The organism is Gilvibacter sp. (assembly GCF_013214815.1).
Classification (GTDB): Bacteria; Bacteroidota; Bacteroidia; order Flavobacteriales; family Flavobacteriaceae; genus Gilvibacter.
The window spans coordinates 1-13,516 of sequence record NZ_JABSPU010000021.1 but is presented as its reverse complement, the minus strand read 5'-3'; the positions used below and the strand labels follow the sequence as shown (position 1 = coordinate 13,516).

13 protein-coding genes are annotated in these 13,516 nt (G+C 43.0%); 5 read left to right on the top strand and 8 right to left on the bottom strand.

What is annotated here, in order from left to right; genetic code table 11:
• Positions 1-2 precede the first annotated feature (2 nt).
• Positions 3-2,258: an inorganic phosphate transporter gene (locus HRT75_RS06515; protein ID WP_291184124.1), complete on the top strand. Its 2,256-nt coding sequence runs from the start codon at positions 3-5 to the stop codon at positions 2,256-2,258.
• Positions 2,258-2,986, top strand: coding sequence for a DUF6503 family protein (locus tag HRT75_RS06510; protein ID WP_291184121.1), 729 nt, complete (start codon positions 2,258-2,260; stop codon positions 2,984-2,986). The genes HRT75_RS06515 and HRT75_RS06510 overlap by 1 nt, the downstream gene beginning before the upstream one ends.
• Before the next feature lie 60 nt (positions 2,987-3,046).
• On the opposite strand, the gene HRT75_RS06505 is transcribed toward HRT75_RS06510, so the two are convergent.
• The 3 genes from HRT75_RS06505 to HRT75_RS06495 form a co-directional block, all read right to left on the bottom strand.
• Positions 3,047-5,470 carry a ribonucleoside-diphosphate reductase subunit alpha gene (locus HRT75_RS06505; RefSeq protein ID WP_291184118.1) on the bottom strand — a complete coding sequence of 808 codons (2,424 nt, stop codon included), beginning with the start codon at positions 5,468-5,470 and terminating at the stop codon, positions 3,047-3,049.
• 126 nt (positions 5,471-5,596) lie between these two features.
• Positions 5,597-6,574, bottom strand: a complete 978-nt coding sequence (locus HRT75_RS06500; RefSeq protein WP_272830445.1) for a ribonucleotide-diphosphate reductase subunit beta — start codon at positions 6,572-6,574, stop codon at positions 5,597-5,599.
• Positions 6,575-7,032: 458 nt separating this feature from the next.
• The gene (locus HRT75_RS06495) at positions 7,033-7,605 is read right to left on the bottom strand and encodes a DUF3109 family protein (protein WP_291184113.1); all 573 of its coding nucleotides are present in this window, start codon (positions 7,603-7,605) and stop codon (positions 7,033-7,035) included.
• A gap of 119 nt (positions 7,606-7,724) precedes the next feature.
• Between HRT75_RS06495 and HRT75_RS06490 the strand changes: the two genes are divergently transcribed.
• Both HRT75_RS06490 and HRT75_RS06485 read left to right on the top strand, forming a co-directional pair.
• Positions 7,725-8,306 (top strand): MarC family protein, encoded by a 582-nt coding sequence (locus HRT75_RS06490; RefSeq protein ID WP_272830451.1) that lies wholly within the window; start codon positions 7,725-7,727, stop codon positions 8,304-8,306.
• Positions 8,307-8,316: 10 nt separating this feature from the next.
• On the top strand, positions 8,317-8,517 hold the full coding sequence (locus tag HRT75_RS06485) for a hypothetical protein (protein WP_291184108.1): 201 nt from the start codon (positions 8,317-8,319) through the stop codon (positions 8,515-8,517).
• Here HRT75_RS06485 and HRT75_RS06480 read toward each other — a convergent pair.
• The 3 genes from HRT75_RS06480 to HRT75_RS06470 all read right to left on the bottom strand — a co-directional run bounded on the left by HRT75_RS06480 (position 8,514) and on the right by HRT75_RS06470 (position 11,245).
• Positions 8,514-10,121: a S41 family peptidase gene (locus tag HRT75_RS06480; RefSeq protein WP_291184106.1), complete on the bottom strand. Its 1,608-nt coding sequence runs from the start codon at positions 10,119-10,121 to the stop codon at positions 8,514-8,516. The genes HRT75_RS06485 and HRT75_RS06480 overlap by 4 nt on opposite strands.
• Positions 10,122-10,125: 4 nt before the next feature.
• The gene (locus tag HRT75_RS06475; RefSeq protein ID WP_291184103.1) at positions 10,126-10,557 is read right to left on the bottom strand and encodes a dCMP deaminase family protein; all 432 of its coding nucleotides are present in this window, start codon (positions 10,555-10,557) and stop codon (positions 10,126-10,128) included.
• A 112-nt stretch (positions 10,558-10,669) separates the two neighbouring features.
• On the bottom strand, positions 10,670-11,245 hold the full coding sequence (locus HRT75_RS06470) for a HupE/UreJ family protein (protein WP_291184101.1): 576 nt from the start codon (positions 11,243-11,245) through the stop codon (positions 10,670-10,672).
• Positions 11,246-11,418: 173 nt separating this feature from the next.
• Between HRT75_RS06470 and HRT75_RS06465 the strand changes: the two genes are divergently transcribed.
• Positions 11,419-12,126 (top strand): T9SS type A sorting domain-containing protein, encoded by a 708-nt coding sequence (locus HRT75_RS06465; RefSeq protein WP_291184098.1) that lies wholly within the window; start codon positions 11,419-11,421, stop codon positions 12,124-12,126.
• Here HRT75_RS06465 and HRT75_RS06460 read toward each other — a convergent pair whose 3' ends face one another.
• A complete protein-coding gene (locus tag HRT75_RS06460) occupies positions 12,127-13,023 on the bottom strand; it encodes a TIM barrel protein (protein WP_291184095.1) in 897 nt (298 codons plus the stop codon).
• A 63-nt stretch (positions 13,024-13,086) separates the two neighbouring features.
• Positions 13,087-13,516, bottom strand: a 430-nt coding sequence (locus HRT75_RS06455) for a GDSL-type esterase/lipase family protein (protein ID WP_291184092.1), incomplete at its 5' end; no start/stop codon positions are given.

The window sequence follows — 13,516 nt, the reverse complement described above, 5'->3', positions numbered from 1 at the left end:
TTATGGGTGATATCTATTTATTCATGCTGATCGCTTTGGCTATTCTTGCCATTGCAGATTTGGTAGTTGGTGTTAGTAACGATGCCGTTAACTTTCTAAACTCCGCCATTGGCTCTAAAGCCATTTCCTTTAAAACCATCATGATAGTTGCCAGTGTGGGTATTGCCTTTGGCGCATTGTCCTCTAGCGGTATGATGGAAGTGGCTCGGAAAGGAATCTTTGTCCCTGGGGAATTCTACTTTGACGAGATCATGGTCATTTTTATGGCCGTGATGATCACTGATATTCTCCTGCTGGACTTTTTCAATACCCTCGGACTGCCTACCTCAACTACGGTTTCTATCGTGTTTGAGCTGCTGGGTGCAGCCGTGTGTATGTCCATCATCAAGATCTCCAAATCTGGAGAGGACCTCTCTTCTTTGAGTAATTATATCGCTTCTGACAAGGCAACCACCATTATATTAGGTATACTGCTCTCCGTAGCCATTGCTTTTACCATTGGTGCGCTGGTACAATTTGTCACGCGCTTTCTGTTGTCCTTTGATTTTGAAAAGCGCCCGAGTTGGGCTGCCGCGATCTTTGGTGGATTGGCAACAACCTCCATCGCCTACTTTATTATTGTAAAAGGATTAAAAGGAGCTGATCTTTTACCAGAGTCTTTCAACGCTTGGGCGCAAAATAACTTCTATCAATTCATTGGCGCCAATGCCGTTGTATGGACGCTAGTCTCCTTTGCTTTAACCCGATTCTTTAAGGTCAACGTTTATAAATTCATCATTGTACTGGGAACCTTTGCTCTGGCCATGGCCTTTGCCGGGAATGACCTGGTAAACTTCATTGGAGTTCCAATGGCCGCATACGAAGCATATCTAGTTTGGGGAGATTCTAATGTGGCTCCGGAAGCCTTTGCAATGACCAGCCTTTCTCAGGCAGTGCGCACAGAACCTTTACTACTGTTACTAGCAGGGGTCATCATGGTATTGACGCTTTGGTTTAGTGAAAAGGCGCGTCGTGTGGTAAAGACCTCTGTGGATCTTTCCCGTCAAGATGAAGTTAAGGAACGCTTTAAACCGAACTGGCTCTCTCAAAATCTGGTACGCCTAGCCATTGGCCTGAACCGTGGCTTTACCATGGCTTTACCAGAAGCGGCAAGAAATTCCATCAGCAAGCGCTTTGCTCCTACCGTAAAGAGTAAAATATTAGACAAGGACGCACCTGCCTTTGATATGGTGCGCGCAGCCATCAACTTAGTGGTTGCCTCTGTGTTGATCTCCATTGCCACAGGCTTGAAATTACCGCTTTCCACCACCTACGTGACCTTTATGGTTGCCATGGGTACTTCTTTGGCTGACCGCGCTTGGGGAAGTGACTCTGCTGTGTATCGTGTTGCTGGGGTGATCAATGTAATTGCAGGTTGGTTCATGACCGCCATTACAGCCTTTATCGCAGCTGCTATTATGGCTGCACTTATCTATTACTTTGAATGGGTGGCCTTGATCACTTTGCTAATCTTAGCCGTGATCCTCATTGCGCGATCTTATCTGCGTACCAGCAGAAACACTAAAGAGATTCGTGAAGAGCTGGAATTCAAAATGGCAGAAAGCACCTCTGTAAAAGGAGTGATTGAAGAGTCTGCCAATAATGTATCCACAGTAATGAAACGCGGATCCAAGATCTTGAACAAGTCTTTGGATGCTTTAGCGAGACAAAATTTAAAAGACCTTAAAAAGGCACGCAATGACGCCGAAAGCCTCTCTGATGAGATGGACGACCTGAAGAATCACATCTTCTTTTACATCAAAGGCTTGGATGGCAGTTCTGCTGGAGCCACGCGTTTCTATTTGATGGTACAAGATTCCTTGGAAGACTTTGTGCAGTCCATCGGATTTATTGCAAAGACCAGCCACAAACACGTTAAGAACAATCACCAAGGATTGACCTTTAATCAGATTCGTGACTTGAAGCAGATTGAAGAAAGACTCTTGGACATGTTTGCCAAAGTAAAGACCAACTTCGACGCTATGAACTTGGATGAACTTCCAAACCTCATCGCAGAGAAACAGGAGTTTGACGCGTATATCTCTAGTGATATCGAGAAACAGATCCAACGCACCAAACAACCAGACAGTAGCGCGCGCAACACTACGCTTTACTTCAGTCTTCTTTTAGAATGCAAAGATCTGGTAGAGACCACTGCGACTGTTTTAGAACAGTACTACAAAGAGTGGGAGATCACTAAGAAACCAGAAATTCTATAATGCGTTTACTGCTTGCTCTTTTATTGCTTCCTCTGTTTAGTGTAGCCCAACAGCTCACTGGGGAACAATTGCTAGAGCGTGCCATAGCGTATCATGATCCACAGGGCAATTGGGAAACCTTTAATGGGATACTTTATGTAACCATGGAAACGCCAAACTCAGATCCTCGCAATAGCGAGATTCAAATTAACTTGCCGCAGGAGTTTTTTAAGGTAGTCGCTACGCAAGGGGATCGAGAAACTTTATACCAAATTGATCGCGGAGCCTGTTCCATTGGACTTAACGGTGATATGGACCTGACCCCAACGGAGCTCAAAGAAAACAACTTAAGCTGCGAGCGCGCTACACTTTACAAAAACTACTACACCTACCTATACGGACTTCCTATGAAGCTTAAAGACCCAGGAACTTATGTTGATCCAACGGTCACCGAGGTAGCTTTTAAAGGCAAGACCTATATGCGGCTAAAAGTCACTTATGAGGAAACTGTAGGTACGGACATTTGGTTCTTTTATTTTGATCCGACCACCTTCGCCATGGAAGTCTACCAATTCTACAAAGGTGACCCAGAAGACAAGGGCAAAGACACTGGAGAGTATATCTTACTTTCTGATGAAGTTGAGATCTCTGGCATTAAAATACCCAAAGATCGGGCCTGGTACTACAATAAGGGCGATAAGTATTTGGGGACCGACCTGCTGTTCACCTCGGGATTCAAATCCAACTAAAGCAACAAAAAAAGACTCCCTTTTGAGGAGTCTTTTTTCAATCAACACTTAAAACAAATCTTAAGAACCGCACATCAAGCAGTCTTCGTCTTCGTCGGCATCTCTACTCTTAGCCAACATTTCACGTAACTCTTGAGGCGTCAATGGCTTGTCTGTTGCTGCTGCAGTAACGGTACCTACGGCCGCTTCCTGAGGTGCAGGAACAGCTTCCTTTGTAGTGTTCTTAAGTGTAAATTTGATCGCGTCTACGGCACTCTTAGTACGTAGGTAGTACATTCCTGTTTTAAGACCGCTCTTCCAAGCATAGAAGTGCATTGAAGTAAGCTTCGCCATATTGGCGTTCTCCATAAACAGGTTCAGTGACTGTGACTGATCAATAAAGTATCCTCTGTGTCGGGACATATCAATAATGTCTTTCATACTGAGTTCCCAAACAGTTTTATACAGTTCTTTAAGGTCTTGAGGGATCACATCGATGTGCTGGATAGATCCGTTAGCACGCATGATCTCTTCTTTTAGATCATCATTCCAAAGGTTAAGCGCAACAAGATCTTCCAAAAGGTGCTTGTTCACTACAATGAACTCTCCAGACAATACACGACGCGTATAAATGTTAGAAGTATACGGTTCAAAGGCCTCATTGTTTCCTAAGATCTGAGAGGTAGAAGCTGTTGGCATCGGAGCTACCAACAAAGAGTTTCTCACTCCGTGCTTCTTCACATCCTTACGCAATTTGCCCCAGTCCCAACGACCACTAAGCTCTTCATCTTTAATGTTCCAAAGGTTGTGTTGGAACAAGCCTTCAGAGATCGGAGATCCTTTATAGGTCTCGTAGGCTCCGTCTTGCTTAGCCTCTTCCATCGATGCGGTTACTGCAGCGAAGTACAAGGTTTCAAAGATCTCTTGGTTGAGTTTCTTAGCCTCTTCACTGGTAAATGGCAAACGCAGTTTGATGAAGGTATCTGCCAATCCTTGAACACCCAAACCAACCGGACGGTGGCGGAAGTTACTGTTACGCGCCTCTGGCACTGGGTAGTAATTTCTATCAATTACACGGTTCAAGTTCTTAGTTACACGCTTGGTGATTCTAAAGAGCTCCTTGTGATCAAAAGCGCCGTTCTTCACAAACATTGGCAAAGCAATTGACGCCAAGTTACATACCGCTACCTCATCAGCAGAGGTGTACTCCAAGATCTCTGTACAAAGGTTAGAAGAACGGATAGTACCCAAATTCTTTTGGTTCGATTTGCGGTTGGCCGCATCCTTGTACAACATATAAGGAGTACCCGTCTCAATTTGAGATTCTAGGATCTTCTCCCAAAGCTCGCGTGCTTTAATAGTTTTGCGTCCGCGATCTTCTGCCTCGTATTGGAGGTAAAGCTTTTCAAACTCTTCACTGTGATTGTCAAACAATCCTGGACATTCGTTTGGACACATCAAGGTCCATTCTGCGTCTTCTTGCACACGCTTCATGAATAGATCCGGAATCCACATGGCGTAGAACAAATCACGCGCACGCATCTCTTCCTTACCGTGGTTCTTTTTCAAGTCTAAGAAGTCAAAGATATCTGCGTGCCATGGCTCCACATAAATCGCGAAGGAACCTTTACGCTTTCCTCCACCTTGGTCTACATAACGCGCCGTGTCATTGAATACACGTAGCATAGGTACAATTCCGTTAGAAGTACCGTTAGTTCCGGAGATATAAGAACCCGTTGCGCGAATGTTGTGAATAGAAAGACCAATTCCTCCCGCAGATTGGGAGATCTTAGCAGTTTGTTTTAGGGTGTCGTAGATACCGTCAATACTGTCGTCCTTCATGGCTAGAAGGAAACAAGATGACATTTGTGGCTTAGGCGTACCAGAGTTAAAGAGTGTAGGGGTTGCGTGGGTAAAGAACTTCTTACTCATGAGTTCGTAAGTTTCTTTTACCGCGGCCATATCTTCCATATGAATACCAACAGATACACGCATCAACATATGCTGTGGACGCTCTGCGATCTGTCCGTTCAATTTTAGAAGGTAAGAACGCTCTAAAGTTTTGAATCCAAAGTAGTCGTAACCAAAGTCACGGTTGTAGATGATTGTGGAATCCAATTCCTCAGCATTCTTCATGATGATATCATACACCTCGTCGCTCAAAAGTGGCGCTTTCTTCCCCGTTCTAGGATTTACATAAGTGTACAGATCCGTCATCACCTCAGAGAAGGTCTTCTTGGTGTTCTTGTGCAGGTTCGATACCGAAATACGCGCCGCCAATCGGGCGTAATCTGGGTGTGTGGTGGTCATGGTGGCAGCAATCTCCGCAGCCAATGTATCCAACTCACTCGTGGTCACACCGTCATACAAACCTTCAATGACGCGCATGGCAACCTTTACAGGATCTACTAATTCATTCAGACCGTAGCATAGCTTTCTTACGCGTGCCGTGATCTTGTCAAACATGATGGGCTCTTTGCGTCCATCTCTTTTAATTACATTCATCTACAACTTCTTTAGTTAATTAGTGCCTAATTTTTAGCAAAACATAGGTAGGTACGCTAGGTGTAACCCGCGTATAATCAATTGGTTAAAAAAGCTCCGGGCCTGGGGCAGCCCCCTGGAGCGATTTTAGAAATCTGCGTCGAAACTAATCTTGTTAGATTCTTTGTCTTTGTTGGTAACTCCCGCTTTTTGATATTCGGAAACGCGCTTCTCAAAGAAGTTCGTTTTACCTTGAAGCGAGATCATATCCATAAAATCAAAAGGATTGCTGGTGCTGTACTCTTTCTCACAACCCAACTCCACCAAGAGGCGGTCTGTAACAAACTCCAAATACTGTGTCATCAGTTTGGAGTTCATTCCAATTAGACTTACCGGTAAAGACTCGGTAATAAATTCACGCTCAATATTAAGCGCATCCACAATGATTTCACGGATTCTTTCCTTTGGAACTTTATTGATCAAGTGATGGTTGTGCAAGTGTACTGCGAAATCACAGTGAACACCCTCATCTCTTGAGATCAGCTCGTTGGAAAAGGTCAATCCTGGCATTAAGCCACGTTTTTTGAGCCAGAAAATCGAACAGAAGGCTCCAGAGAAGAAGATCCCTTCTACAGCAGCGAAAGCGATAAGGCGCTCAGCAAAACTTGGACTTTCAATCCATTTTAATGCCCAATCCGCCTTTTTCTTGATTGCTGGGAAGTTTTCAATTGCATTGAAAAGCTTGTCCTTCTCTTTTTCGTCCTTTACGTACGTATCAATAAGTAGCGAATAGGTCTCTGAATGGATGTTCTCCATCATGATCTGGAATCCGTAGAAAAACTTCGCTTCTGAATATTGAACCTCATTTACAAAGTTCTCCGCTAGGTTTTCATTTACAATTCCATCCGAAGCTGCAAAGAAGGCCAAGATATGTTTGATGAAATAACGCTCATCATCATTCAATTTGGTTGCCCAATCCGTCAAATCTTGGTGTAAGTCAATCTCCTCTGCCGTCCAAAAACTGGCTTCAGATTTCTTGTACCAATCCCAAATATCGTGGTGTTGAATAGGGAATATTACAAATCGGTCCTTGTTCTCTGCTAAAATCGGTTCTACTGCGCTCATTGTCCGTTGCTTTTTTTAAAATTCGATAAATTTCTCGTTACTCGGGACTAACAAATATGAAAAATTTTAGAACGAATTAGTCGAGAATACAAGCTTGGTTTTCAACAAAGTTTTTAACATCAAAATTTTCAAACTGTTCACATAGTTTTGTTAACAAATTTGATTAATCAATTTATTATCAGCATTTTACAAAATTACTGTTGAAGTTATTAACAAACAGAAAACAGACCGTTAATAGCTCGTGAAACCCCAGTGAAACCCAAGTGTTCTAAAGGGTTTTCCTAACATTTCCCTAAGGTTTAGGTAACACGATTTTTAACAGCAATCTTAAACAGAAATTTTTGGTTTGGAAGTCAAATGACCCTCTACTTGTAGAAAAAAATCACCAAAATGGTGATTTTATCATCCTGAATTCTTCAAAAGAATTCTCAGTCGAATTAAGAAGAATAAAAACGGGATTATGCGTCTTGTGATTTTTGTGCGATTTGATCCAAACCGTCAAACCAATCTTGTCCGAATTTTCGAATCAAGGCATTTTTTACAAATTTGTAGACAGGAACTTTGAGCTGCTCTCCTAAACTACAAGCAGTATCACAAATGGGCCAACGGTGATAATTTACTGCAGCAAATTCACTGTAATCGGTTACGCGTACAGGATACAAATGACAAGAAATTGGTTTTTTAAAATCCACATCACCTGCATTGTAAGCATCTTCTATTCCGCAACTGGCAATTCCACCTTCTTTAAAGGTCACATAGGCACACTCTGCTCCGTTGACTAAAGGCGTCTCTAATTCTCCAGCTTCTGACTTTATCCAAGTGCCTTGTGCCTCAATAGCTGCCTTGCCCTCCTCTCTTAGATGCGGAGCCACCTTGGGGTAGATCTGTTCCAGAATTTTGGTCTCTTCTGCGCTAAGCGGTGCACCAGCCTCTCCGGCAATACAGCACTCGCCTTTACAAGCGCCTAGATTGCACACAAATTCCTTTTCAATAAGGTCTGTAGATACTATGGTTTTGCCCAATTGGATCATGGGGCAAAGATATTTGCTTTGGACTTAAAAATCCAATCCATAGTCTTAAAAATAAAAGCTGAAATTCTAGGTGGCGAACTGCCAATATTGACTACTTTTGCGCCCTAAATCAAGCTGTTATGGAGTTCAACACTAAAGAGATCTTCACCGCAACCATGGTTTTGTTTGCGGTTATTGATATTATTGGAAACATCCCCATTGTAATCTCCTTAAGAGAACGTGCGGGACATATTCATTCAGAAAAAGCCTCTATCATTGCCGCTGCAGTGATGGTGCTGTTTTTGTTCTTGGGTGAGAGCATTTTAAAGCTCATTGGGATCAACGTCAATGAATTCGCCGTTGCGGGTGCTTTTATCCTTTTCTTTATTGCTTTGGAGATGATCTTGGGCGTTACTCTATTTAAAGACGATGGCAGTACTCCAGAGCTAGCCTCCATATTCCCACTGGCCTTCCCAATGTTGGCCGGCCCCGGAAGTTTGACCACTCTATTATCACTACGCGCAGAATATCATATAGAAAACATCATCATTGCCATTGTTATTAATGTCATTGTGATCTATGCGGTTTTGAAAACCTCTGCCCGACTCCAACGCTTCTTAGGAAAAAACGGAATTGGTATTATAAGAAAGGTTTTTGGCGTAATTTTGCTAGCGATTGCGGTGAAGCTGTTCACCTCAAATATTCAAGAATTATTTGCGTAAAGCACAAGCAATGAAAATACTCATCTACATCTTAATGGCTGGCGCACTCGTGCTGATGATCTACAACGCGACTCAACTCAATTTTGACGCCTTGTTGGAAGGAGAAAGCAAGACTGCCATTTCCTTGATATTGGCAGGATTGAGCTGTATTATTTTACTGCTGATTTTACTCCTCTCTAAAAAGATCGAAGAGAAGAAAAAGAATTCCTAATCCTCTATTGGGGTTAGATTTGCGCGTTCCAGATCTAAGACGCGCTGAATCATAGCGTCTTCTCCATTAGCAACCTGTCTGGCCTGATTGCTTCCGTAGAGCTGATCTGCGAGCGTCTGCTTGATAGCCAGCTTCAAGATATCAAAGTGGGAAGCCAAATCCAGATTGGGTGATTTGAAGCGCTCATTATAATTAATGAAAGCATTGGCCAACTCATCAGACACCTCGTAATCATTCATAAAAGTATCAAAGTCCATCCCATCAAACTCCTCACGAGAGTCTTCCAATTGCTCAAAGACAAAGTAGTTCATATAGCCTGTAGACATCACATATTCCAAGGTTTCATTGGCAATACTGGTATCCTTAGGTACAAACACATCCGGAGTAATTCCTCCGCCACCATAAACCACACGGCCTTCTGGAGTGACAAACTTGAGCGAGTCAGACACCTTAATGCTATCTGCTGATCGCAACTCTCCGTTTCTGTAACGGTTTTGGTATTCGCTAAAATAATCGTCTAAGCCTTTGGCATAGGAACGTTGAATGGAGCGACCCGTTGGGGTGTAATAACGCGCAATGGTCAAACGAACGGCGCTACCATCTCCCAGAGACATTTCTCGTTGTACCAAGCCTTTGCCATAGGAACGGCGCCCAACAATGGTTCCATGATCATTGTCTTGCAAAGCTCCTGCGACGATCTCAGAAGCAGAGGCCGAATTCTCGTTCATCAAAACGTAAACCTTGCCTTTTTCAAAATCCCCTCTGCCAGTGGCAAAGGTTAGGTCTTCATCACCTTTTTTGTTTTTGGTGATGAGCATGAGCTTATCGTCTTCTAAAAACTCATCCAATATCTTGTTAGCGGCATTGATATAGCCGCCAGGGTTATTTCTCAAATCGAGGATCAAGGTCTCCATGCCTTCATCCAGGAGGTCATCCATAGCCTCTTTAAATTCATCATAAGTGGTATCGGCAAAACGGTTTATCTTAACATAACCGGTAACCTCATCGATCAAATAAGAAGCTTCCACACTGACCAAAGGAACCTCTTTACGCTTCACGGTGAATTCCAAAAGTTCCGGTTCGCCGCGACGGTAAATGCTGAGTTTTACTTTGGAATTCCTGCTTCCTTTTAAAAAGGAAACAATGCTGTCTCTGGAGATCTCGGCTCCATTGAGCTCTTGGTCATCTGCAGCTACAATACGATCTCCACCGCGAATTCCCGCTTCATACGCGGGCCCTCCTTCTATAGGATTTATGATGGCTATGGTATCGTTGTAGACGTAAAAGTTCACCCCAATACCCACAAAATTCCCGCGCATATCATTGGCAGCATCTTCATAGGCATCCACAGGAATATAAACAGAATGCGGATCTAGGTTTTCCAAAATTCCGTTTACGGTGACATCAACAATACTGTCCGTATTGACTTGGTCAACGTATTCGTAGTCTATATAATCAATAAGTCTATTGAGCTTGTCTTTCTTGGAATTCTTAGCAAAGATCTGTTCGCCTCCATCCTGAAAATTCAGTTTGGCGCCAATAAAGGTACCCACAGCCAAACAGCTGCCGACAATAAGCGGTATATAGACTTTAAATTTGTTCATTGATTTAATCCAAATCGGCTAAATGTACTACTTGAACTCCAGCGCGTTCCATAAATTCCAAACCGCTAACATCCTTGTATTGAATATTGTAAACTACTCGGGTAATTCCTGCCTGGTGTATTAATTTACTACACTCACGACAAGGCGAAAGTGTGACGTAAAGCGTAGCGCCTCTACAACTTTGATTACTTCCGGCCACTTTCAAAATGGCGTTGGCCTCGGCATGAAGCACATACCATTTGGTATAGCCTTCTTCATCTTCGCAAAAATTTTCAAAACCTGTTGGGGTTCCGTTGTATCCGTCTGAGATGATCATCTTGTCTTTAACGATCAAGGCTCCAACCTGCTTGCGCTTGCAGTACGAGAGTTTAGCCCACTCCAATGCCATGCGCATATAAGCCACATCGTATTTGTGTTGTTTTACTGAAGTATTCATAGTTGAGGCAAGATAGCCAATTCCAAACGAAGATAATTGAACTCCGCTCCTCTATTAAACTGTAGCTTGTTAATCTTATTACAAAGTTTGTCAAAAAAGTGCCAAATCAGCCTTAGAACGGCCAAGTATCCGCGAGCATCGGCAAGAGCAATCCAATGGCGATACAACAAAGTGCTATGGTCCAATCTCTGGCACTCGCTTTGAGTATATTCTTAGCGACAAAACCAACGACCAAAGCAATCAGCACAATCACCAGCTGAGCCAATTCAATTCCCAAAGCGAACTCAAAGAGCGGCAAGGCCGCGCTTTCATCCAAACTCCTAAAGAAGTTAGCAAAACCAAGCCCGTGTATCAATCCGAAGAAAAGCGTCATGATATACGTCCCATAAACGGACAACTCTTTGGCGCCCTTACGCGTATTCAAAAGGTGGTAAATAGCCGTCGCTAAAATGGTTACAGGAATCAAAAACTCCACCGCTGTTGGTGAAACGGTTACCCAGCCAAAGGTGGCGGCAACTAGAGAAATCATATGCCCAAGAGTGAAGGTGGTGACCAAGCCCACTACCTTTTTCCAATCGGCAAATTCATAGACAGAAACCAAAACCACTAAAAATAAAAGGTGGTCCGGGCCTCCCCAATCAAGAACATGATTGAAACCCAGATTCAGATATAGCCAAAAATCAGACATGGATGACGTTTTGTGTAAAGTTACCACAAATGAAGCAAGTTGCCCTGTACATTATACCTTCTTTAAGACAAAGACAACACTAAAATAAAACTGGGAGAACAGCTGTAGCAGCAAAGTGCATTCTAGCAAAACATAAGTAATTAATTTTTAGTAACTTAGAAATAAAATCAACTATGAAACTAAAACTACTCTTCTTTTTGGGCCTATTGGGCATGTCCCAAATGCAGGCTCAAGATCCTATCCTTTTTGAATACGATTGGTTTCTGCTCTCGGTAACAAATGATGGAGAGACCTTCTATACCCCTAGTAATACAGAGGTCAATCTAGTGCCCTTCCACTTAAATGATACCGCAGACCCTAGTGATATGCTGACCTATGTTTGCAATGCTTTAGTGGCTGACAGTGTTACCTATTCGGAGCCTTCTCAAATTACGTTCAATTCTTTGGCCATGACCCTAATTGATTGTACTATTCCAGAGAACGATATCTTTGAGTTCCATTATTTCAATTTTTTCTTTGAAAGTGACGGTGACGCTTTGGAATACATCATTTCCGTCATTGATGATCCTGATGGATATGCCTTAAGCATTTACAAACCTGATGGAGATGTCGTGCATTATTTATCAGGTATTTTGAGCGTAGAAGATTTTACCTTGGATGCCCTAAGCTTATACCCCGTACCCGCAAAAGAAACGCTGTATGTTACCAATCCAAAGGGGTTGGAGCTGTCTATTGAAGTCTATGATGTGACTGGAAAGCGGATTCAAACAGGACGTTTCACAAGCAATAGTTTCCAAATTGATGAATTAGAGGCTGGCGTCTATTTTGCGACGCTCAGCGATGGACAAGCCACCACGGTGAAGCGTTTTATCAAGCAATAGTTAGAAGTACTGCTGTAATTCCTTTTTAAAATAAGCAGCGCTTGATGCTGCGCTGGTTGTGGAATTTAAGGTAAAGTTTCCGCCTTGTTCTATATAAAAATACTCCAGACCAGAAACCAAAGGATCAGGCAGAATTTCATGATAGTTGATAGAGCCATTGCCCAGTTCTGTATAATCTCTGCTGACTTTGTGCATGTCTTTTAAGTGCCACATCACGTAGCGGCCCGGATATTTAGCCACTAACTCTTTGGGCGTGGTCTTGCCTTGATGCATCACCCAGTACATGTCCATTTGGAACTTTACCTGTTCGGGATCGGTTCTATCAGCAATAATATCATAACCCGTTTCTCCATTGCCCAGATCGGCAAATTCATAGCCGTGATTGTGAAAAGCAAAGCCTAAGGGAGTTTCACTGATCTGCTGCCCAATGACCTTTAGCTTTTGAGCCAACAAACTATAACCGTCTCGGTTGCGATACGCCTCCTCAATAAAGGGCCAGGTAATGTATTTATTGTCCATAACAGATGCGGCGCTAATACAAGCATCTACGTAACGGCGCAGCTCGTCATCAGAAGCTTCCATAAAGGCAGAAAGCCCGTAATGACCGCTACTAACGGTAAGATCCAAATCATTGAGAATCGCTTTAAAATCCTGAGGCGAGTAGCCGTAGATCTTGTTGGTATCCGCATCAAAACCATAAGTCTCAAAGTCTTCATATCCCATGACCTTGAGTGCTTGAAGCGTTTCAATGGGTTTGTCTACCATTTGATCTCGAATAGAATAGACTTGGTAGCCGAGTTTGTATTTGCGCTGATCACCAAAACCTGCACAACTCCATGGGAGCATAGCAGCAGCACTCGCTGTGGCACTGAGTTTTATAAATTCTTTGCGATTCATGACTTAGAGTTAGTTGAGTTTAGAACAAGATTAACCTTGTTTCAATTATTCAAGGTTTCACGATCAATCCATACTCGGACAAATAGCCTCGGTCCAAATGGCGTATCCTTTTGGATTCATATGTAGACTATCACCAATGAAAATGTGTGGTTTGGGTCTGCCTGCTTCGTTCAACATCGGATTCCATACATCGATATAACTAACCTGCTCTTGCTGCTTTGCATAATTAGAAAGCAATTTGTTTACCGCCAGATACCCTTGCTCAAACTGCCAACGCGCAGGACTTGGTTTGGTGCCGATGATGTAGATCTCTGTTTCCGGCAAACTACTTCGGATCTTCCCCACGATCTCACTCATAGTTTTTAAAATAGTCTCTGGAGTCTTACCAGAATTGATATCGTTATCGCCTTCATAGATAAATACCTTCACAGGCTTGAATCGCAGAACAGCCGCATCTAAATGATAAAGTAAATCACTGGCTTCTGAGCCTCCA

Bases quoted from the DNA above. Each gene is read 5' to 3' on its own strand.
- HRT75_RS06515 (WP_291184124.1), top strand. From the start codon at position 3: ATGGGTGATATCTATTTATTCATGCTGATCGCTTTGGCTATTCTTGCC.
- HRT75_RS06475 (WP_291184103.1), bottom strand. From the start codon at position 10,557: ATGAATACTTCAGTAAAACAACACAAATACGATGTGGCTTATATGCGC.
- HRT75_RS06485 (WP_291184108.1), top strand. From the start codon at position 8,317: ATGAAAATACTCATCTACATCTTAATGGCTGGCGCACTCGTGCTGATG.
- HRT75_RS06510 (WP_291184121.1), top strand. From the start codon at position 2,258: ATGCGTTTACTGCTTGCTCTTTTATTGCTTCCTCTGTTTAGTGTAGCC.
- HRT75_RS06495 (WP_291184113.1), bottom strand. From the start codon at position 7,605: ATGATCCAATTGGGCAAAACCATAGTATCTACAGACCTTATTGAAAAG.
- HRT75_RS06465 (WP_291184098.1), top strand. From the start codon at position 11,419: ATGAAACTAAAACTACTCTTCTTTTTGGGCCTATTGGGCATGTCCCAA.
- HRT75_RS06490 (WP_272830451.1), top strand. From the start codon at position 7,725: ATGGAGTTCAACACTAAAGAGATCTTCACCGCAACCATGGTTTTGTTT.
- HRT75_RS06460 (WP_291184095.1), bottom strand. From the start codon at position 13,023: ATGAATCGCAAAGAATTTATAAAACTCAGTGCCACAGCGAGTGCTGCT.
- HRT75_RS06500 (WP_272830445.1), bottom strand. From the start codon at position 6,574: ATGAGCGCAGTAGAACCGATTTTAGCAGAGAACAAGGACCGATTTGTA.
- HRT75_RS06505 (WP_291184118.1), bottom strand. From the start codon at position 5,470: ATGAATGTAATTAAAAGAGATGGACGCAAAGAGCCCATCATGTTTGAC.
- HRT75_RS06480 (WP_291184106.1), bottom strand. From the start codon at position 10,121: ATGAACAAATTTAAAGTCTATATACCGCTTATTGTCGGCAGCTGTTTG.
- HRT75_RS06470 (WP_291184101.1), bottom strand. From the start codon at position 11,245: ATGTCTGATTTTTGGCTATATCTGAATCTGGGTTTCAATCATGTTCTT.